A 20802-nucleotide genomic window follows, 5' to 3' on the forward strand; every position below is an offset into this window, starting at 1 on the left:
TAGCTTCATCCGCAGGCAGCAGATGGTCACCCATCCTCGCCATGCTCCAGCCTCCTTGCAACATTGTGAACTTTCGATAACCTCATATTCGTTGTGTAGGCTGCAATAGTTGCATGGAAGGCGGTTTTATTCCCTTCCTGGCGTGTCTAGAAATGCACTAGCAGTGAGAAAGAATTGACCATTCCAAGGACCACAGCTATATTGAAATCGTCAGTTTCAGGGAAGGTGAAAGTCCTTACTGGCGGTATCCGGCTGAAAGCCGGGAGCCCGCGACCCGCGCAAGCGGTGGATATCGGTCAAAGTCCGAAGCCAACGGTTACAGTCCGGATGGAAGAAACGAGGCTCTCTATGAGCATGCCCAATTCTCATTCACACACCACTGCAAACAAGGACACGCGCTTCAACGATGTCCACTCCACAGGTGCAGGCGGTTCAGGACGCTGGTCGACAAAGCGGATCGCGGTCTACGCGCTCTTCGTAGCCCTGGCCATGGTTCTGAGCTTCTTCTCCTTCCCGATCTTTCCTGCCGCTCCCTGGCTCAAATACGACCCTTCAGGCATCGTCGTCCTGGTATGCGGCTTCGCCTTCGGCCCGGCGGCTGCTGCCATTATCTCCATACTGGGATTCGTCCCGCACCTGTTCACCAACCCCTTCGGCGCTCTGATCTCGATGATCGTGGCCCTGGCCCTGAGCGTGCCGGCGGCCCTTGTCTATCGCAGGATGCACAGCCGTAAGGGAGCGGTCATCGGGATTGTCTCCGGTGCCATTCTGGGCGTGGTTGCAGCCATCCTGTGCAACGTAGTGATCACCCCCTTCTACGCGCACATGTCCATGGCCAAGGTCGTCGCCATGATCGTGCCGATCCTCCTACCCTTCAACCTGATGAAGTTCGCCATCCACGGCGTGGTCACCTTCCTGATTTACAAGCCCATCTCCACGCTGATCAACAAGTAGGCCACGGCGATTCGGAGCGTCATGGCAGCATCCATGACCCAATCCGCAATCCCGGATTCAGCGGATTCGAAGGCGATAGTCGCCCGTCTCAGCCAGGTCTCCTTCTCCTATGACGGAGGCCAGAACTGGGCCTTGGACCATCTGTCCATGGAAGTGCATGCAGGCGAGCATCTGTGCATCCTGGGAGCGAACGGTTCCGGCAAATCCACGCTGGGAAGCGTCCTCTCAGGTGCGACGGCACCTGACCATGGTCAGGTCGAGCTTATGGGCCAGACGGTCTGTTCAGATACCCCGAATCAAGGCCGACGGATCGACGCTGGAGCCTACCGGCAGGCACGTCGGCGCATCGGCATGGTCTTCCAAAACCCCGAGGACCAGATTGTGACCACAGTCGTCCAGGACGACGTGGCTTTTGGACCCGAGAATCTGAGCATGCCCCGTCAAAAGATGCTTTCCTGCGTGCCAGCAGCACTGAAGCAGGTGGATCTGCAGACGCGGATGAATGATGATCCCACCCGCATGTCTGGCGGACAGCAGCAACGACTGGCCTTGGCCGGCAGCCTGGCCATGAATCCAGGCATGATGGTGCTGGATGAACCTGGCGCCATGCTTGATGCTGCCGGCCGGCAGGAGATTCAATCAATCCTTTGTCAGCTGACAGCCCAGGGCACGGCCGTCGTCCACATCACCCACCTGCTCGAGCAGGCCAGGCAGGCTGATCGAGTCCTCGTGCTTGACCATGGGTGCATCGTCGCATGCGGAAGTCCGAACCAGATTCTGAACAGACAGGATCTGCCTGCCCTTGTTGGCGAACCTGACCCAATTCCGCTAACCCAAAGCGGGGTATCAAATACGGGTCCCAAGACCACGGTCGGCAACCACGCTATTCCCATGGTCAAGTTGTCGGATGTCTCTTACAGTTTCCCGGATGCCGACAGCAAAGCCCTTAGCCATGTGAATCTGGAGCTTGCGGCAGGACAGACCCTGGCCATTATCGGGCGCAACGGATCCGGCAAGTCCACCCTGGCCAGGCTCATCTGTGCCCTGGCCGCTCCCGACAGCGGATCCATACGGGTGGCCGGCCTGCCCTTGGCCGGACCCGATCGGCCCAAGGCCAAGCATCTGCGACGCCAGAATCTGAAGCTTCTGCGCCAAAGGGTCGGCTATGTCATGCAATACCCCGAGCATCAGCTTTTTGCGGATACCGTTGCCCAGGACATCGCCTATGGTCCACACAACCTGGGCTATGGGCCTGAGCAGGTGCAACATCGGGTGGATGATGCCATGAAACTTCTGGGAATCGGTGATCTGGCCGACCGTTCCCCCTTCGACCTCTCAGGGGGTCAGCGGCGCCTAGTAGCAATTGCCGGAGTTGTAGCTTGCAGCCCGCAATTGCTGGTTTTGGACGAGGCCACCGCCAGTCTCGACCCCCAGGCCTGCGCACGCATCATGACGCTGCTTCGAGTGCTCCACCAACGTGGAGTCACCATCGTCATGAACACCCACACAGATCAGGAGGCCCTGGACCTGGCCGACCAGACCCTGCTCCTGGAGCATGGAAAAACGCTAGCCTATGGGCCCACTGCCGAAGTCGTGGAGCGCTACCATCAGCTGCTCGCCACAGATGCAGCGGAGAAGGAGGCTGCTGGCAAAGAAACTTCAGGCGGGAAAGCGGATCGCACCCAAGCCGACCAGAAACCCTTATCCTTGCTGGCGAGGCTGGACCCGCGAGCCAAGCTGGTGACCTTCCTCCTAGCCATGTTCACCGCCTTCGCCATTTCCACGCCGGCGCAGCTTGTTCTGGCGCTGGTGGTCACTGTAGGGCTCTTTGCCGCCGCCCGGGCACCACTGCATTCCATCATGAAATCAGTCAAGGGCTTTCTGGTCCTCATGCTTCTGCTGGTCCTGTTCAATCTCTTGGTCACTCAGACCGGCCGCAGACTGGCTGCCTGGGGTCCATTCGTGCTGACCACCGGCGGCATTTGGGTGGCTGTACTCTATGCCTGCCGCTTCATGCTGATCATTTTTCTGGGAGCGCTCCTGGTGGAGACCACCACCCCGACACAGATGACCGACGCTTGTGAATCCCTGCTGAGCCCACTGTCCAGGCTGGGCATCCACACCAATGAAATCGCCCTGGTCCTTTCACTGGCTCTGCGTTTCATCCCTACCCTAGGACGCGAGGTTCAGGCCATCGTGGAAGCCCAGGCAGCCCGTGGCGGATCCATCGAGTCCGGCTCGCTTTCGCAACGTCTTCATGCGGCCATGGCTATCACGGTTCCCGTCTTCGCCGGAGCCCTGCGCCACGCTGACAACCTGAGCCGGGCCTTGGATGCCAGATGCTATGAGGGCAGCCGTCAAGAGCGCACCCACTACCGCCTACTGCGATTGGGCAGGATGGACTTCTTCTTTATCGCTCTCATGGCCGTCTATCTGCTGGCCCTGCTGCTGCATCCCCTGTTCTGAGCAGTCCGGCCTCGTGAGCAGAAGCACATGCCATGGTTCCTGACTCTGCCAACCTGACAAATTATGCCACTGAACAGGTTGGGTCCCCGCTGATCAGCCATCCATGCGATCAGCGGGGACCCAACCTGTTATCAGTAGGCCCAAAGGCCAAGTATTGATTGCATCTACCCTATTCCTGTATGATCCTCCTGTCCTGGCTGGAAAGCATGGCCTGATCCAGGAGTTCCAGAACATGGACACTCTCAGCTAGGGGAACCGGGTTGTCGGCCTTGCCTCGGAGGAAGTCACGCCAACCTTCGTAGAATGCCGGCTGCCAGCCCCGAACGGCCGGGAGTATATGCTCCTCACCCTCCCTGTCGATATAGCAGGCAGTGGGGTCGGACATGACACCGAAGTGCGGATCATCAATCCGCATGCCTGCCTTGAGCTGGTCTTCCTCAGGGTCCTGATCGTTGATCTGCAAGGATCCCAGTGTCCCCTGAATGGTCAGTCGGGGTTGCCGGGTGGATTGCACCAGGCCACCGACAATATGCGAGATGATGCCCTGCTGATGGGTAGCAGCGATGAAGAAATCATCAGGCACAACTGCATCCTCTCTCTGGGTGGACACTTCACCATAGATCGAGGTGACCGGGCCAAAGAGCTGAACGACCTGATCCAGAGTGTGGGCGCCAAGATCAAAGAGCGCTCCTCTGGGTTGGTCATGCGTCTTCTGCTCGCGCCAGCCGGTTTCCACATTGGGGCGGAAAGAACCGTACCTGGATTCGACACGTATGATACGGCCCAGGTCCAATTCCTTCAGGTACTTGCTGGCTGTCAGGATTTCTGCATCATGGCGTCGGTTCTGGAAGGCCGCCGCAGGTGTACCGGTAGCCTGAGCCACATCAAGGATCTTGTTCGCCTCCTGACTGGAGCCGGCCACCGGCTTGTCAATGACCACAGGCTTGCCGGCCTGCATGACCCGGGTGGCAAACTCCAGGTGGGTATCGTCGGGGGTGCCTATGCTGACAGCATCGTAACGATCGATATCCTTGAAAAAATCATCGTTATTGTCATAGACCCGGGCCCGAGGATAAAGCTGGTGAACCTGGGCTGTAGCTCGCTCGTTATGAGTCACTACAGCCGACAGTTCCAGTCCTTCAGTCTGATCGATCATGTTGGCATGAAAGACCCGCCCTACAAAGCCAAAGCCTATGAGGGCAATCTTGAGATTGTGATTTTGCTCTTGTCCCATTATTTACTCCTTCCACACCCTCCCATGATTGCCATGAGACAGAAGGGACTTATACACCGAGATGCTCTCTTAAGTACCGACGTGCAGTAAGGGCGCTCTTCAGCGGGTCAGCCTTGGCTGGGTCCTGCTCGGCCTCTACCATGAACCAACCGTGGTAACCCCCATCAAGCAGGGGCTGAAGAACCTTCTTAAAGTCGGTGACCCCATCCCCTGGCACGGTGAACACACCCTTCAAGATGGCCTGGAGGAAGCTCAGCTTCTCGTCCTTGACGCGCTGAAGGACATCAGGCCGAATATCCTTCAGGTGGACGTGTCCGACCCTCGAAGCGTAGCGCTTCACGATGTCAACCGGATCCTCCCCCGAAAAGAGCAGGTGGCCCACGTCGACCAAGAGCTTTACCTTGTCAGGGTCAGTCCCTTCCATCAGTCGGTCAATCTCGCTGGTGGTCTGCACACCCGTGCCCATGTGGTGGTGGTAGGAAATCTCCATACCGACATCATGTGCCAGATCTCCGAATCGATCAAGACCACGGGTCAGTTGATCCCATTGCTGACTGGTATATTCAGGCTTGCCATCGAAGATCGGCGTATGCATTTGGCCCTGAATGGTATTGCCTTGTTCAGCTACATTGATCATCTTGGCACCCAAAGCGTGAAGATAGTCGCGGAAGGCGATGAAACTCCGCTCGTTTTCCTCCCAGGTTTGCGTAGTCAGATAGGCGCTGAACCAGGCACTGGCAATGCTGATCCCCCGCATCTGAAGCTGCTCCTTCAAAACCTTGGGATCCTTGGGGTACTTGTTGCCAATTTCAGTGCCTTCAAACCCGGCCAGAGCGACTTCGCTCAAAATCTGCTGATAGGGAGTTTCGCCGCCCAGCTCGGGCATGTCGTCATTGGTCCAACTGATCGGAGCCATGCCCACGCGAATTGCCGTATTCTTGTTTGTCATCATTTCACCCAATCATTCGTCTGCCTGAAGCTACTTGATCATGATGGTCAGCAGGTTTTTCATGGTCTGGGCCACCATGCCCATTTCATGCTCGTTGGCCCTGTCGGAAAACATCTCGGAGCAATACCAGCCGTCATAGCCTGTAGCCTTGATTGCATCAATCCACTCCTGCAGGGGGATGCAACCGCCACCGTTGACCACATTGCGGTGCACATCCTGGTTGGGGACCTCCCGGCCCCTGTCGATTTCCAACCCGTCAGAGACATGGACAGCGGTGATAATCTCCGGCGGTATCTTGGCTACGTCCTCCAGGGTGTCACCGGCAGTCCAGAAGTGCCAGGTATCCACGGTGATGCCGAAGTTGTCCCGGTTGACCTTATCGACAATCTGCAGCAACTGAGAACACCGGCTGATCGGCGCCCAGCAGAGAGGCTCCAGGTAGATGCCCAGCCCGTACTGCTTGGCGATGTCGCAGGCCAGCTGAACATTATGCGCTGTTACATCAATGGCTTCCTGCTCGCTTAAACCGAGGGGGCCCCGCCAACGCGGATCATCTGCAGCCAATTTGCCGGCGTTGTAATCCATGACCACGTTCCAATCCACTGGATCCGTGCACATTTGAACGGCTGGAGCACCGATGACCTGAGCAATCTGGCACATCCTTTCAACCTCTTTAAGGTACTCTGCCCGGTCTTCTTCAGTCCTCCTGGTGATCCCCTGAATAGCCCCCAGTCCGCTGACCGGAAAACCATCCAGAATTTCAGCTGCATCCTGGGCGGTATAGCCCTGATCGAGAAAACGGTAGAGCTTGGGGCTCTGCATCTCTATGCCGTCGAAGCCGGCCTCTTTGGCAAAGCGTATGTCATCATAGACATTGCCGTAGAAGGTGGTAGTTACGTTCATTGATAATCGTGCCATCATTGACTCCTTTGTTGTGGTGGCTCGGCGCAGGCTTGTCCTGCAACCGTGAGGCTTCCATTGAAGTTCTGGAAACCTACGCTTCCTTGATTAATTGTTCGATGGTCTGACGTTGATACACGGAAGTATCATGGGCGGTCTCGTCCTCGGCGAAGACGTTGGAGACGATCAGGGAATCCTCCCTGTCCAGGAAACCGTTGGTCTTGATTGCCTGGAAAAGATCCTTGAAATCCACATCCCCGTCACCCACCTTCAGATGCTGGTGGACCCGTGCGTTGGTCCCTGGAGGATTGGATATATAGCGCAAGCCGTGTGAACGGTTGTGGTCATAAGCATCGGAAATGTAGACCGAACGCAACTTGGTAGATCCCGCCTGGGTGATCTCGTGCACTGCATTCCCGTAGTGGAAGGTGTGCGAGGACACGTAGACGGAACCGACCAGGTCTGAGTTGAGGCCGCGCAGTACGCGATGCGCATCCATGCCATTTTCCACAAAATCATACGGATGGGGGTCAAAGTTGATCACAATCCCCTCCCGCTCAAGCAAGGGTAGTATCTCCTCCATGGTCGAGTAGAAGCCGGCCTCCGACTCCTCATAGCGCTCGGGGATGCCGCTGAACTCACTGTTGATGGTATGGATCCCCAAGATGGCCGCAATCTCGATTGCCCGCTTCCAATTCCGCACAGCCCACTGACGTTCCCGCTCGTCCGGCCATGAGGTCCGGTAGACGGGCAGCAGGGAGACCAGTTCGACGCCGGCGTTCTTGCAGGCCTTAGCCAGATCGTGGACCAGTTCGTCATCAGCCTTAGGGTGGGTGTAGAAGGGCAGGAAGTCATCATGCGGGGCCAACTGCATGTACCGGTAGCCTGCATCAGCCACAGCCTGCGGCAGTTCCAGCAGTTTGTAGTCGTAATAGAAGGGGGTGGGGTCAAGTGCAATCTTCATAAGTATCAGCTTCTTCCTTTTGCCCGCTTACAGGCGGGCGATAATATCCTGAGCAACTTCTTGCGTGGACCTTGACCTGCTTGCGTTGGCAGCAACGTCTTCTTCCACGGCCCGCTGGATGCGTTCAGCAGCCTGGTCATACCCGAAGTGCTCCAGCAGCATGGCTCCAGACAGGATCGAGGCTGTCGGATTGGCGATCCCCTTGCCAGCGATGTCAGGCGCTGAACCGTGAATGGGCTCGAACATCGAGGGGTGTTCGTCAGTGACGTTGATATTGGCTGAGGCTGAGTATCCAATGCCGCCAACCACGGCCCCCGCCTCATCGGTGAGCACGTCGCCAAAGAGGTTGTCGGTGACGATGACGTCGAATCGCGAAGGATCCGTCACCAGAAAGATTGTGCAGGCGTCCGCATGCAGATAGTCCCAGGTCACATCAGGGTACTCCTGCGCCACCTTATCCATGATGTCGAGCCAGAGGGCACCGGCATGGGGCAGGACATTGGTCTTGTTGACCATGGTCACATTGCGCTTGCCCCCACGCTTACGCGCTAAATCAAAGGCATAACGTACCGCCCGCTCGACGCCGAAAGCCGTGTTGAGGGAGGTCTCGGTCGCGATGGCCTGGTCAGTGCCCCGACGAATATATCCTCCCATTCCGGAGTAGAGGCCTTCAGTCCCCTCCCTAACCACAGCGAAGTCGATCTGTCCTGGATTCTTCAGCGGCGAGCTCACCCCTGGATAGAGTTTGGTCGGTCTCAGGTTGACGGCCTGGTCGAAGCTGAACCTGAGTTTGAGCAGGAGGCCGCGCTCCAGAATCCCGGAATGGACTCGAGGGTCGCCCACAGCCCCTAGAAGGATGGCATCCTGCTGCCCGATGGATTCCAGATCCTCATCATTGAGCAGAGTGCCGTCACGCAGATATCGCTCAGCCCCCAAGTCGTAGTCCACGTAGTTCAGCCTTACCTGGTCGCCGACGGCTTTGCCCATGACCGCCTGGGTCTGCGGAGTAACCTCCCTGCCGATGCCATCTCCCGGGATAACCGCTATATTGATTATCTTCCCTACGTCACTGTCTGCCATATGTTTAACCTACCATTATCATTTTCTAATGTACATAATCAATATTTATGAGTAAACTGTGAGAATTCCTAATAATTCTACGATGGTATTCCGCATATCAGATTTATATTCTCAGAATTTACTTTTGTCCCTCCATCGGGAGACGAGGGTCAAGCGGGACTGCTTCTACGGCTTGGTAGATCCAGTTCTGTCCGGGGTCAATGGTGACCTTCCAGTCACGCTCTCCACCTCCCGCCATGACATTGAGATAGTAGAGGTCGAAGCCAGGGGCTGCAATGGAGGGGCCGTGCCAGCCGTACGGTATCAAGACCGTGTCACCCGGCTGTATCTGAGTGAGGATATCAAGTGGCCTGTCGTCCGAGGCAGACGCACCCTGATAGCCAAAGGGCCTCACCCCCTCTGGAGCCCCCGGCAGGGGCTGCATGTCGAAGTAGTATATTTCCTCCAAAGCAGTCTCATCCGGACCGGCCTGATCATGCTTATGCACCGGGTAGGAGGACCAGGACCCGCTTGGGGTGATGACTTCACAGACCAGAAGGCGTTCGGCCTGGATATTATCCATCATTCCAAAGTTCCTGGCTTCGCGGGAGATAGGCCCATTGCCGCGCAGGGCGACGTCAACATCCTGCACTGGAACAAGCTGGTCCGGGAAATGGGTTGTGGCAGGCGCCGAGGCAACCGCCACCCGGCCAGCCTGGACTGCTCGAATGGTCAAGGGGCTGTCACAGCCGATATAGACCGTATCTGTGCGGGTGCTAAACACGTCATGACGACCACGAAGGTGATAGGTACCCCTGGGAGAGGTCACATCATAGGAACCGCTCAAGGGCACCACCATACGTTCCCAGGCTCCGGCAGGCAGACTCACCTGCTCCCCCTGGTTCAGCCTAGCAACCTGCAGACCCGCATATTGCCAGCCCGATACCGCCTGGCTGTCCTGAGCACCCAGAGAAACTTCCCAGTCTCCCTGTGATGCACTTCCCTTGGGGTATACCCATCGTGTCATATTCATCCCTCCATTGTCTTTTCGCCTATATCGGCTGCGTGCTTGACTTTTGCCTGACCTGCCCGGTTCTATTGGGCTGAGACGAACTCCTTCAAGGTAGCTGTGACCAGAGAGTGGTCATAGATCGAGGGCAGCCCGGAGACGGCTGTAACCCCAAACACCAGGCCACTGGGCAAAAGAAGCGGGAAAGCTCCGCCATGCGCCGCAAAGTCGTGTGCATTCCTTCGTGAGCTCACGTCAAAATCCTCCTCCTTCTGCTGAAAGTCGGTGCCTACATAGAGTGAGGCATGGCCATAGGCAAGCACCACATTCCCCTTGCGCTCAGCCCAGGCGTCATTGTCTTCTGCAGCCCCGGGAATGGCCGCATGGAAAGCCCTCTGCAAACCCAGGCGTATATCGATGGCGACCGGCAACTGCAGGCGGTGGGCTGCCGCGTAGATGGCGCTGCCTACCTCCCAGGCATCATCCACGCTAAAGTCGCTGAATCGCAGTTCCTTCTCCTGAGACTCGATAAACTGTTTACGCTCGGCAAGCTTGCCCTCGTTGGCATCGAATATTGCCTTGTACTCGTTATACCTTTTCACTACGGCATCAACTGAAATCTGTTTCATCATGACTCCTTTGTATTCATCTGAGTTATATTCCAATCCTTATCGGAATTACGAAAATTCTTATCGTGCAATGCGAGACCTACTACTTATGAGGCCTCATCCCCTGCACTGGGCGAAGGCCTGCCCAAAGGCTTGGAGGGCCTTATCGCTGTCGCCTGATGCATACCCCTCCATCCCGATTGGGCCAGTGAAATCAGTCTCATTGACGGCTGCCGCCACCTGTTCCCAGCGCACCTCCCCGGTGCCCGGCTCGCACCGGCCAGGGACATCGGCCGCCTGGAGCTCACCGATATAGGTGTTGGCCTCCTTGACGGTCTCGATGAGATGGCCATCATCCTCCTGGGCATGGTAGAGGTCCAGCATCAGTTTGAGGTTGGGGCTGTCGACACGCTTGATCAGGGTCAGCGTTTCATAGCTATGGCAGAAGGGGACATGCGGATGGTCAACCCTCGAGTTGAGATTTTCCAGCAGGTAGGTCACCTGATTCTCCTGGCCCAGCTCGGCGAACCTCGACAGGGTGTCATAGGCGTTGAGCCACATATCGGGAGTGACCCGGTCAATCCACTTGGCTGCCTTGCCATCGACCAACTCAGCACCGTGGATTACAAGCTTGTCGATGCCAAGATCCTTCAATTCCGGCAGGATCTCTTTGGCGGTCCGCAGCATCTCTTCGCTGTCATCGGGATAGGCAAGATTGCCATGCACGTAGCCCTGAGCACAGTTGATGGGCACCCCGGTAGCCTTCAGCTTGTTCAGATCATGACTGTAGTGGGTCCAGATATCCACTCCGAAGCCCATCTGGTCAATCCGCTTGATTCTCTCCTCGATAGGAAGATCCAGATAGACCATTTCAGCGCAAATCGTCAATTGATTGTGTGCCATCGTACTATTTCCTTTCCTTATGACCGCCCACCTGCCGGCAGGCAGTCCTGTTCATTCAGAGTTCCTGTTCAAGCTTCCGCTTTTGCAGTGCGGGCCCTCGCCTCCTGTTCAATCTGCTCCAGGCTCTTCCCCCTGGTCTCCGGAATGAAGGCCTTGGTAAAGAAGACGGCTCCTACATTGATGAGTGCGAAAATGAAGAAGGTGACCGCTCCCCCGACCGCGTTGAGCAGGGGAAGGAAGAGGAGGGAGATGATAAAGTTTGCCGCATTCATGGCCACATTGGCATATCCCACACCCTTGCCGCGGACCTTTGCCGGGAATACCTCAGCAATGAGCAGCCAGGTCACCGGCGAGACCATGCCCTGGGCGAAGGCGAGATCAAACATGACCAGACCGATGAGGAGCCAGGACATGCTGGTGGATGGATGGTTGGGGTCGATAAAGAGATAGCAGACCCCTACCAGGGCCAGGAAGACAGAGACCCCGCCCAGGCCGATCATCAGTGCAGTGCGGCGGTTTATCTTGTCGATAAAGCCGAGGCCACCGATGACGGCAGCAACAGACGAAACAATCATGACCGGAACCATGGCGATAATCGAGTTATCGGGGTCGATGCCCAATGTGGAAGAGAACATGGTAGGAGCGAAGAAGTTGATGGCGTTGGAGCCGACCAGCTGGTTTATCAGGGCTGCACCAACTCCTGCGATCAAGACCCTACGCAGCCAGGGGGTAGAGAAATTCTCCTTGGCCCCCTTCGTCTCATTCTTTTCCGCCGCCTGGAAGGAGGTGAAAGTCTCCTCCGCCTCGGACTTTGGACGAGTTTCCAGCAGGAGCTTGACTGCCTCGGTTTCCATACCATGCCTGGCAAGGAAGCTTGGCGTTTCATGGACAAAAATTGCCGTTATGACCAGTAGGACGGCTGGAACCACAGCCGCCCAAACCATGGCATGCCAATCTGCCTTGACTGCCAGGACAGCGTTGACCAGTGAGGCGAGCAGCTGGGAAATATTGATCATGACCGAATTGACCGAAACCAGTCGGCCACGCTGCGCGGATGGCGCCATCTCACCAAGATATATGGGGATCACACAGGAGGTCGTCCCCACTGCAAAGCCTACGATCATCCGGGAGAAGGCAAAGAAGGCGATGTTGGTTGCCAGAGCGCACATTAGCGCCCCGACCAGAGCGAGAAGAGCCCCATAAAGGATCAGTCGCTTGCGCCCCAAGCGGTCTGCCAAGTTGCCGCCACAGAAGGAACCAACAGCACACCCCAGGAGCATGACCGCAGTGATGATGCTCTGATTCCAAGCGCTGAGCTGATTATTGGACCCGTCAAAATTCATCGTTACGAGCGCCCCAGACAGGAAGGTTAGCGTATAGCCATACAGTCCCCCGCCGAAAATTCCCACCACGACCATTATGGTGACATAACGTTTGCGGTTGCGGGCCAAGGCTTCGACATCCATGTCTTGGGAGGCCTCTTGAAATGTTCCCATGTTTATTCCTGCTTCCCATTAACACCAAATTTGACACCGTTATCAAATTTCGGTCAACATGTTCAGTATACGAAATAAAATGCAAAAAAGGAAATCAAAAAGGCAAAAAACTTATGTTTTTTCAGAAAACCATCCAAGAAATAGGAATATGGCCTAGACAGTGGGCTTGTTGGACGTTTTTAACGGCAAAATTACCCGCAGACAGCCTGAGCCAGCCTTCGAACGCCACTGCCTCCTTCAGGGCTGGGCATCAAGCCTGAGAATGGGACGAGTTTCCCAAAAGCTGACTTGATCCCAGCCGGTCTACATAGGCCGTGAGCTGTCCTGCCAGTTCTTCACAGCGCGGCATCATCGCGTCCGCGAATCCTCCGGTTGATAGGGCTCCGACCACCATGCCATCCTGTTTAGAAAAGATAGGGACACCAATCGAGGCCACACCGATGGTGATGTCCTCATTGGAAATAGCGAATCCTCTCTCCCGAATCTGCTTGATATCGGTACGCAGAGCGCTGGCAGTGACCAATGAGTTCTCATTATAGCCCGCAAAGGGGGCCTGTTTCAGGTAGTCATTCTGGATCTGCTCATCGGAATAGGCCAGGCAAACCCGGCCAGCAGCACCGGCGAAGAAGGGCAAGGTACCACCCGGCCGCAGGATCAGCGCGTCAATGCTGGGCCCCTGTGCACATTCCACGCAGACGGTTTCGAAGCCACTGATGACGGTCAGGAAAGTCGTCTGCCCGGTAAGAGTCGTCAACTCAGCCAAGAGTTCATAGGCATTGGGCCATTCAGTCAAGGAGCTGCGCGCCACATCAGAGAGATTGAGCCAGCTTAAACTCAGTGAATACGTATCGTCCTGGTTGGCCTTGACCAGACCGACTTGGACCAATCCATCCAGGATCCTATAGGCGGACGAGCGGGGAATGCCAGAGGCAGCCGCCACTTCTGCAGGCCCGATACCGTTGTTGTCAGCCAGGACGTCGATGATCTTCCCAGCCTTGGAAAGGGCTCCGGTCGGCTCCTGATTGCTGGCCTTACTGCTCGCTCTTACCATCGAACCTTCCCTCTTCGCCATCAACCACATAGCCCAGTCCCTGCGATATCTCCCCGGCAGCTTGGAGCAGGCTGGTCACCTCACGCAAATCGGCACCTGATTCAACCAAAGCCCTACTGGATCGAGACAGCCCGCTATAACAGGCCGCAGCCCTGATGTGACCAGCATGATCGAAGATCGGGGCTGCCAGGGTTAGCGCCCCTGGTACTGTTTGGTCAACATCGTAGGCATACCCTCGCTGGACCACCTTTTCAGCCATCTGCATCGAGCGCTCCCGGAAGGTGGACAACAGCCCACCGAGGTCAGCGTTGTAGCGATAGTGTTCGATCAGGCGCTCAAAACGCGCTTGATCCAAAAAGGCCAGAAGCACGTCTGAAGGTGCACCCAGACTGATCGGCAACGAATAGCCGATCTGAGGCGAGCGCAATCGACTCTGCCCCAGGAAGGTCATCTGCACGCAGACCGAGCGCACATAGTGGCGGACAAAAAGGCTCCAGCTGCCGTTCGAGCCCTCCTGCCTTTTAAAGACATGCCTGGCGATGCTTTGCACATCCAGCCTCGCCTCAATACGGCCGCCAATACGCACACAGGCGATGCCCAATCGATATTCGCCGCGATGCAGGCCATGATCCACCCAGCCCAAGGTCACGAGATTGGAGAGCAGGCGATAGGTGGAGCTGGCAGGTTCGTGCACATAGGCGCTGATTTCATGGATGCTGGAGGGGCCAAGTTGTTCCAGAGCGTCAAGCACTGCCTTGGCCTTAGTCAGGGTGCCAACGCTGTGTCCCGAGTCAGATTCGGTACCCTGCCTCATGGCACCCTCCTTCTTGTCCTAAGTAAACTATCCATGCCCAGTGCACATTATATGGTGTCAGCAGGCTATCTTCCTCACAACAGGGCCCACTCCCGATTGGCACTGAGCCGTGCCAACCTGCACCCCACCTCCCGGGTTTGCAAATCGAAAGGCTCAGAGAATCAGGGCACCAGCAGGGTGTACTTGGTGGTCATATATTCAAAGATGCCTTCGGCTCCTCCCTCTCTGCCGACACCCGATTGCTTGACTCCGCCAAAGGGAACCGTGGCATCGGAGAGCACGCCGGAATTGATGGCCAGAACACCGGACTCACTACGGCGCTGCATGAGTTCACTGCGCTTGATCGAACTGGTATAGGCATATGCCGCCAGCCCGTACGGCGTGTCGTTAGCAGCCTGGATGCCCTCCTCGTCGCTGCCAAAACGGCTCACAGCAAGGACAGGCCCGAAGATTTCCTCGGCATATACCCGAGCCTTGCGAGGAACCCGGTCCAGGAGCGTCGGCTGGAAGTAGCGTTCTCCATGCTCATCCCTGTGACCGCCGACAATCAGCTCCGCTCCCTGACTGACTGCCTCATCGACTAGGCCGCCAATGCGCTCTACGGCCTTGACATCAATCAGGGGGCCGATATCGGTTGCCTCATCCATGCCGTCACCCACGACCAGGGCCTCAATGCGATCCTTCACCTTGGCCACAAACTCATCGGCAACCCCATCCTGGACCAGAATCCTGTTGGCTGAGGTGCAGGCCTCCCCATAGTTGCGGAATTTGGCCAGCATGACCCCGTCAATAGCCGCGTCAATGTCGGCATCATCAAAGACCACAAAGGGGGCGTTACCGCCCAACTCCATGGAGGTGCGCAGCACATTGTCGGCCGCCTGCTTCATCAGCTTGACACCCACAGGGGTGGAACCTGTAAAACTCACCTTACGCAACCGCTGGTCGGCAAAGAGGGCATCTGAAATGTGGGAGGAATGGGAGGTTGTGATGACATTGACCACACCCTTAGGCACCCCTGCCTGTCGAAGAATCTCCACCAGCGCCAAGGTGGTAAGAGGGGTCAGCTCGGCAGGCTTGACCACCACGGTATCGCCGGCAGCCAGGGCTGGGCCAATCTTCCTGGTTCCCATGGCCAGCGGGAAGTTCCAGGGGGTAATCAGGTAGCAGGGGCCCACCGGATCGTGGGTGACCAGACCCTTGCGGCCGTCTGGCAGGTGGAAAGTCCTGCCATATTCACGCATGGCCTCCTCTGAGAACCACTTGAGGAAGCCGCCACCATAGTCCACCTCCCCCAGCGCCTGCTTGAAACTCTTGCCCATTTCCCGGGTCATCAGCTCTGCAAAAATCTCCCTGTTGTCCATCAGGGCCTCATAGGCAGTTTGCAGAATGTTCCTACGTTCTTCGGGCGTTGACTGGCCCCAGGACTCCTGTGCCCGGTCAGCACTGTCCAGAGCCGCCAACGCCTCCTGCTTGTCCCCGTCTGATGCCTGGTAGAGCGTAGAGCCATCGGCAGGGTTTTCTACTGTAAACACCTTGCCACTATCGGCAGCCCTCCACTGTCCATCGATAAACAAACTCTTTCCCGACTGGGGAAGCACTGACTCGACCTTGTATTTCCACATACCGTCTACTCCTCACTTTCGCCGCTTCTTTGCAGCAATTACATTCCTTTGCGCAGATAAGCAACTACAACATACTAAATTTTAGACATTTTGTCCATTTAATGATATTTTTTACATATGTAGTCAGTAGTATTTGATTTGACTGCCATGACCCAGTCCGGTCCCAGACGGAGGCAGGCAGGGCAAGGACGCCTGCAGGCATGAGCCGGTGGCTATTTGAGGGTATGTATACAAGAAAGCGAAGGATAAAGCGAAATGGTATCAACGATACGATTGACAGTCGGACAGGCCATTGTGCGGTTCTTGGAGGCGCAGCAAGTCACCCGCGACGGGCAGACCAACACCTTCTTCGGAGGTGCCCTGGGCATCATGGGACATGGCAATGTCGGTGGCGTTGGGCAGGCCTTTTTAGAAGAGAAAGAACGAATGCGCTTCATCCAAGGGCGCAATGAACAAGGCATGGGCCACATAGCCGTTGGCTACGCACGGCTCAAAAACCGCATGGGAGCCATGGTCGTGACCACCTCCATCGGTCCAGGAGCCGCCAACCTAGTGACTGCTGCTGGCACGGCAACGGTCAACCATCTTCCCGTCCTCCTGCTGCCCAGCGATATCTTCTCCACCCGTCGTGCCGGTTCAGTCCTGCAGCAGATAGAGGATGAACGCTCCTATGATGTTTCCGGCAACGACTCCCTGCGCCCCGTCAGTCGCTACTGGGATAGGATCAACCGCCCTGAACAGCTCCCGACAGCGCTCTTGGCAGCCATGGAAACGCTGACGAACCCAGCCAAGACGGGGGCGGTAACCCTCTGCCTGCCCCAGGATGTTCAGGCCGAAGCCTACGACTTCCCCACTTCCCTCTTCAAGGAACGCATCTGGAGAATCGGCCGGCCCCGAGCGGATGCGGACGCTTTGGCTGCAGCCGCCGAAGCCATACGTGCCAGTAAACGGCCCTTCATTATTGCCGGCGGCGGTACAGTCTACTCTTCAGCCAGCCAGGACTTGACCGACTTCATTGAACATACCGGCATCCCCGTTGGCAGCACTCAGGCAGCCAAGGGGGCTGTAGCCTATGAGCATCCATTGAATGTCGGACCCCTTGGCTCCATCGGACTCAAATACGCCAATCAGCTAGCACGCCAAGCGGACCTGATCATCGGCATCGGAACCAGGTACACCGACTTTACTTCAGCATCGAATACCATGTTCCAGGACCCCTCGGTACGCTTTGTCAATATCAACGTAGCCTCCTTCGATGCCAACAAGGAAGCAGCCATCGCGGTCGTCGGGGATGCCAGGGAGGCAATTCGTGAACTGAGCCGAGCCCTGAAAGACTGGCAAGTACCTTCTGACTACCGCAGGCAGGCGGAGGAGGCTGCAGATGAAGCAAGGGCGGAAGTCGTTCGGCAGACCCAGCATATTCCCGGAGACAACAAGCTCGGTCAAAAGGAGGTGATCGGAATTGTCAACAGTTTCGCCAAGTCTCAGGATGTGGTGGTCAACGCCGCCGGATCCATGCCTAGTGACCTGCAGAAGCTCTGGAGACCAGGATCCCCTCTAGGCTATTCAGTCGAATACGGATACTCCTGCATGGGCTACGAAATACCAGCTGGCCTAGGGATGCGTATGGCGGCACCAGATCGGGAGATCTTCACCTTCATCGGAGACGCCTCCTTCCTCATGTACCACCAGGATGTCCTCACCGCCATTCAGGAACATGAAAAAATCATCATTATTTTGGTCGACAATCACGGGTTCGGTTCCATCAACACCCTCTCCCATCAGGTCGGATCACAGGGGTTTGAAACCCGCTTCTACATGAAGAATGAGCAGGGACTGGAGGACAAGGACCACTACCTGCCCATCGATTTCCCGAAGATATTGGAGGGGTATGGTGTACCCACCTATTGCCCCACTAACGCCGAGGAGCTCAAGGACGCAGTCAAGAAGGCCGTAGATGGCGAGACCATAGCCGCCATCTACGTGACGGTAGACCCTGTTGTCCGCGACAACTCATCCCAGGCCTGGTGGGATGTAGCGACACCCCAGGTGGCCCATATAGATTCCAGCAAGCAGGCCCACCAGGCCTATGAGGAGGTACGCACCAAGGAGCAGAAGCTTTACCTGTAAGTTTCACCCTCTCCAGGTCCACCTATTGCTGGGCAGAAACCTGGAAATATCAATGATGGGGTGGGGAACACCTTTCGCGTTCCCCACCCCATCATTGTGTTTTACACCTTGGGTCCTCTGCTAAACAACCAGAGAGTACATCCTTGGCCTTTTTATTTATTCAGCTGAACCTTCTGCTGGTTCATCGCCCAAGGGACGCTCTGCCCGCTCTACCTGGGAGGCGTCCTCAGAGAGATCGGCATCTGGGGTGGCAGACACTGGGGCTCCAACCAGTTCAGGCTCCTGGTTCTGTCCATCGGTAGAGTTAGCCGCATGACGGGGTCCCTCGAAGGGCTTGCCCGTGAAGGTGAACTCGCCTAGGATGCCCTCACCTTCTGCGTCGACCTGAACGGACTCATTGTCCGTAAGGTCGCCCATGAGGATCTTCTCGGAGACCGCATCCTCGATGTCCCGCTGGATGACGCGGCGCAGAGGCCGGGCACCCAGGAGCGGATCGAAGCCCTTCTCGGCCAGCAGGTCCTTGGCCTTGTCAGTCAGGTCCAAGGACATGTGGCGTTCGAAGAGACGATCATTGAGCTGAGCGATGTCCAGATCGACGATCTGACGGACCTGGGGCTCGGTCAGCTGCTGGAAGACAATGATGTCATCCAGTCGGTTCAGGAACTCGGGCCTGAACTGCTGCTTGAGCTCACTGGTCACCTGGTCCTTCATCCTCTGATAGGAGGTCTCAGTGTTGCCGCTCACGTTGAAGCCGGTGTTGGCAGCCTTGGCGATGTCGCGGGTTCCCAGGTTGGTGGTCAGGATGATAATGGTGTTCTTGAAGTCCACCATGCGACCCTGCCCATCAGTCAGATGGCCGTCGTCCAGCACCTGCAGCAGGGTGTTGAAGATGTCCGGATGGGCCTTCTCGATCTCGTCGAAGAGGACCACGGAGAATGGCTTGCGCCTGACCTTCTCGGTCAGCTCGCCGCCCTCTTCGTATCCCACGTACCCCGGAGGGGCACCGAAGAGACGAGAAGTGGAGTACTTCTCCGAGAACTCGGACATATCCACCCGGATCAGGGCATCCTCATCATCAAAGAGGAACTGGGCCAGAGCCTTGGCCAGCTCGGTCTTGCCCACACCGGTGGGTCCAGCGAAGATGAAGGAACCTGCAGGACGCTTGGGATCCTTGAGGCCCACACGGGTACGGCGGATGGAGCGGGACAGGGCTGAGACGGCTTCATCCTGGCCGATGATCCGCTTGTGCAGCTCCTTCTCCATGCCCAGGAGCTTCTTGGACTCGGCCTGGGTCAGCTTGAAGACCGGGATGCCGGTGGTCGAAGAGACCACCTCGGCGATCACATCCTCGTCGACGACCATCTTCACGTCGGACTCGCCCTCGTGCCAGGCCTGCTCCTTCTCCTTGCGCTCGGCCTCCAGCTTCTCCTGGCTGTCACGCAGCTGAGCGGCCTTCTCGAAGTCCTGGTCCTTGATGGCCTGGTCCTTCTGGGCGGAGATACGATCCACCTTGGCATCCAGCTCTTTGAGCTCTGGCGGGGCAGTCAGCCGCTTGATGCGCAGACGTGCACCAGCCTCATCGATCAGGTCTATAGCCTTGTCAGGCAGGTTCCTGTCCTGAATGTAGCGTGCAGAGAGCTCAGCCGCCGATTGCAGGGCCTTGTCCGTGATGGTGACGTGGTGATGATGCTCGTAGCGACCGCGCAGACCCTTGAGGATCTCGATGGTCTGGGCGATTGTGGGCTCGGAGACCTGAATAGGCTGGAAGCGCCTCTCAAGTGCTGCGTCCTTCTCGATGTACTTGCGATACTCGTCGGTAGTGGTGGCACCGATGGTCTGCAGCTCGCCGCGGGCCAGCAGGGGCTTAAGCATGTCAGAAGCGCCCAGGGCCCCGTCGGCCGAACCCGCGCCAACGATGGTGTGAATCTCATCGATGAAGAGAATGATGTCGCCCCGGGTCTTGATCTCCTTGAGCACCTTCTTCAGACGCTCCTCGAAATCGCCACGATATCGTGAACCGGCCACCATGGAGCCCAGGTCCAGCGAGTAGACCTGCTTGCCCTTGAGCGTCTCCGGAACATCGCCCTCATGGATCTTCTGCGCCAGGCCCTCGACCACGGCGGTCTTGCCCACGCCAGGCTCGCCGATCAGTACCGGGTTGTTTTTGGTCCTCCTGGACAGGACGACCATGACCCGCTCAATCTCGTTGGCTCGGCCGATGACCGGGTCCAGTTTGCCTTCAGCGGCTTCCTGGGTCAGGTTCCTGCCGAACTGGTCCAAAATGGCCGAACCGGTCTGCCCGCCCTTGTTGGAAACGCCGCCGGCATTGGCCAGATCGCCCTTGCCAGCGTCGCCGCCTTCATGGTTGCCGCGAATCATGTCAATAGTGGCGGTCCGCAAATCGCCCAGATCCACACCCATCTTGATCAACACCTGGGTGCCGACGCCCTCACCCTCACGAATGAGGCCGAGGAGGATGTGCTCAGTGCCAATGTATGAGTGACCCAATTGAAGAGCTTCGCGCAGCGACAGCTCCAAGACCTGACGGGCGTGCGGCGTGAATGGAATGTGCCCATTGGGGACCGCATTGCCCTTACCGATCATCTCCTCAACCTGCTTGCGTGTGGCATCCAGTTCCACGCC

At 57.0% G+C, this 20802-nt stretch carries 16 protein-coding genes and 1 riboswitch; of the genes, 3 read left to right on the forward strand and 13 right to left on the reverse strand.

Annotation, left to right across the window (positions count from 1 at the left end; genetic code table 11):
• Positions 1 to 208: 208 nt before the first annotated feature.
• Positions 209 to 343, forward strand: a riboswitch (FMN riboswitch).
• Together AC0AP0_RS01790 and AC0AP0_RS01795 are read left to right on the forward strand one after the other, a co-directional pair.
• Positions 328 to 954, forward strand: a complete 627-nt coding sequence (locus AC0AP0_RS01790; RefSeq protein WP_181415119.1) for an ECF transporter S component — start codon at positions 328 to 330, stop codon at positions 952 to 954. (Overlaps the previous riboswitch by 16 nt.)
• A 33-nt stretch (positions 955 to 987) precedes the next feature.
• On the forward strand, positions 988 to 3420 hold the full coding sequence (locus AC0AP0_RS01795) for an energy-coupling factor transporter ATPase (RefSeq protein WP_490429162.1): 2433 nt from the start codon (positions 988 to 990) through the stop codon (positions 3418 to 3420).
• Positions 3421 to 3589: 169 nt separating this feature from the next.
• On the opposite strand, the gene AC0AP0_RS01800 is transcribed toward AC0AP0_RS01795, so the two are convergent.
• The 12 genes from AC0AP0_RS01800 to AC0AP0_RS01855 form a co-directional block, all read right to left on the reverse strand.
• Entirely contained in the window at positions 3590 to 4654 is a 1065-nt protein-coding gene (locus AC0AP0_RS01800; RefSeq protein WP_144177362.1) for a Gfo/Idh/MocA family oxidoreductase, read from the reverse strand.
• Between the two features lie 49 nt (positions 4655 to 4703).
• On the reverse strand, positions 4704 to 5606 hold the full coding sequence (gene iolE / locus AC0AP0_RS01805) for a myo-inosose-2 dehydratase (RefSeq protein ID WP_490429165.1): 903 nt from the start codon (positions 5604 to 5606) through the stop codon (positions 4704 to 4706).
• Between the two features lie 27 nt (positions 5607 to 5633).
• A complete protein-coding gene (locus AC0AP0_RS01810; RefSeq protein ID WP_490429167.1) occupies positions 5634 to 6506 on the reverse strand; it encodes a sugar phosphate isomerase/epimerase family protein in 873 nt (290 codons plus the stop codon).
• A gap of 91 nt (positions 6507 to 6597) precedes the next feature.
• Positions 6598 to 7467 (reverse strand): sugar phosphate isomerase/epimerase family protein, encoded by an 870-nt coding sequence (locus AC0AP0_RS01815; RefSeq protein ID WP_490429169.1) that lies wholly within the window; start codon positions 7465 to 7467, stop codon positions 6598 to 6600.
• A gap of 27 nt (positions 7468 to 7494) precedes the next feature.
• Positions 7495 to 8547: a 3-isopropylmalate dehydrogenase gene (locus tag AC0AP0_RS01820; protein ID WP_490429171.1), complete on the reverse strand. Its 1053-nt coding sequence runs from the start codon at positions 8545 to 8547 to the stop codon at positions 7495 to 7497.
• A gap of 118 nt (positions 8548 to 8665) precedes the next feature.
• Entirely contained in the window at positions 8666 to 9553 is an 888-nt protein-coding gene (gene iolB / locus AC0AP0_RS01825) for a 5-deoxy-glucuronate isomerase (RefSeq protein ID WP_490429173.1), read from the reverse strand.
• Between the two features lie 68 nt (positions 9554 to 9621).
• Entirely contained in the window at positions 9622 to 10167 is a 546-nt protein-coding gene (locus tag AC0AP0_RS01830; protein ID WP_082097768.1) for a heme-degrading domain-containing protein, read from the reverse strand.
• 93 nt (positions 10168 to 10260) lie between these two features.
• Entirely contained in the window at positions 10261 to 11046 is a 786-nt protein-coding gene (locus AC0AP0_RS01835) for a TIM barrel protein (RefSeq protein WP_490429176.1), read from the reverse strand.
• Positions 11047 to 11114: 68 nt separating this feature from the next.
• Complete coding sequence (locus AC0AP0_RS01840) at positions 11115 to 12542, reverse strand: sugar porter family MFS transporter (RefSeq protein ID WP_110425485.1); 1428 nt, start codon at positions 12540 to 12542, stop codon at positions 11115 to 11117.
• Positions 12543 to 12792: 250 nt separating this feature from the next.
• Positions 12793 to 13593: an IclR family transcriptional regulator gene (locus AC0AP0_RS01845; RefSeq protein ID WP_181415120.1), complete on the reverse strand. Its 801-nt coding sequence runs from the start codon at positions 13591 to 13593 to the stop codon at positions 12793 to 12795.
• The gene (locus tag AC0AP0_RS01850) at positions 13574 to 14407 is read right to left on the reverse strand and encodes an IclR family transcriptional regulator (protein WP_046323113.1); all 834 of its coding nucleotides are present in this window, start codon (positions 14405 to 14407) and stop codon (positions 13574 to 13576) included. The genes AC0AP0_RS01845 and AC0AP0_RS01850 overlap by 20 nt, the downstream gene beginning before the upstream one ends.
• 161 nt (positions 14408 to 14568) lie before the next feature.
• Positions 14569 to 16029, reverse strand: a complete 1461-nt coding sequence (locus tag AC0AP0_RS01855; RefSeq protein WP_490429180.1) for an NAD-dependent succinate-semialdehyde dehydrogenase — start codon at positions 16027 to 16029, stop codon at positions 14569 to 14571.
• A gap of 255 nt (positions 16030 to 16284) precedes the next feature.
• Here AC0AP0_RS01855 and iolD point away from each other — a divergent pair, with 255 nt between their 5' ends.
• Positions 16285 to 18159 (forward strand): 3D-(3,5/4)-trihydroxycyclohexane-1,2-dione acylhydrolase (decyclizing), encoded by a 1875-nt coding sequence (gene iolD / locus AC0AP0_RS01860; protein ID WP_490429182.1) that lies wholly within the window; start codon positions 16285 to 16287, stop codon positions 18157 to 18159.
• A gap of 156 nt (positions 18160 to 18315) precedes the next feature.
• On the opposite strand, the gene AC0AP0_RS01865 is transcribed toward iolD, so the two are convergent.
• A partial coding sequence (locus AC0AP0_RS01865; protein ID WP_490429184.1) for an ATP-dependent Clp protease ATP-binding subunit occupies positions 18316 to 20802 on the reverse strand: 2487 nt, incomplete at its 5' end.

This window comes from Bifidobacterium sp. POST2/T3 (B1), from assembly GCF_058197115.1.

Coding starts and splice junctions, on each gene's coding strand:
- AC0AP0_RS01790 (WP_181415119.1), top strand. CDS start 328: ATGGAAGAAACGAGGCTCTCTATGAGCATGCCCAATTCTCATTCACAC.
- AC0AP0_RS01795 (WP_490429162.1), top strand. CDS start 988: ATGACCCAATCCGCAATCCCGGATTCAGCGGATTCGAAGGCGATAGTC.
- AC0AP0_RS01800 (WP_144177362.1), bottom strand. CDS start 4,654: ATGGGACAAGAGCAAAATCACAATCTCAAGATTGCCCTCATAGGCTTT.
- iolE (WP_490429165.1), bottom strand. CDS start 5,606: ATGATGACAAACAAGAATACGGCAATTCGCGTGGGCATGGCTCCGATC.
- AC0AP0_RS01810 (WP_490429167.1), bottom strand. CDS start 6,506: ATGAACGTAACTACCACCTTCTACGGCAATGTCTATGATGACATACGC.
- AC0AP0_RS01815 (WP_490429169.1), bottom strand. CDS start 7,467: ATGAAGATTGCACTTGACCCCACCCCCTTCTATTACGACTACAAACTG.
- AC0AP0_RS01820 (WP_490429171.1), bottom strand. CDS start 8,547: ATGGCAGACAGTGACGTAGGGAAGATAATCAATATAGCGGTTATCCCG.
- iolB (WP_490429173.1), bottom strand. CDS start 9,553: ATGACACGATGGGTATACCCCAAGGGAAGTGCATCACAGGGAGACTGG.
- AC0AP0_RS01830 (WP_082097768.1), bottom strand. CDS start 10,167: ATGATGAAACAGATTTCAGTTGATGCCGTAGTGAAAAGGTATAACGAG.
- AC0AP0_RS01835 (WP_490429176.1), bottom strand. CDS start 11,046: ATGGCACACAATCAATTGACGATTTGCGCTGAAATGGTCTATCTGGAT.
- AC0AP0_RS01840 (WP_110425485.1), bottom strand. CDS start 12,542: ATGGGAACATTTCAAGAGGCCTCCCAAGACATGGATGTCGAAGCCTTG.
- AC0AP0_RS01845 (WP_181415120.1), bottom strand. CDS start 13,593: ATGGTAAGAGCGAGCAGTAAGGCCAGCAATCAGGAGCCGACCGGAGCC.
- AC0AP0_RS01850 (WP_046323113.1), bottom strand. CDS start 14,407: ATGAGGCAGGGTACCGAATCTGACTCGGGACACAGCGTTGGCACCCTG.
- AC0AP0_RS01855 (WP_490429180.1), bottom strand. CDS start 16,029: ATGTGGAAATACAAGGTCGAGTCAGTGCTTCCCCAGTCGGGAAAGAGT.
- iolD (WP_490429182.1), top strand. CDS start 16,285: ATGGTATCAACGATACGATTGACAGTCGGACAGGCCATTGTGCGGTTC.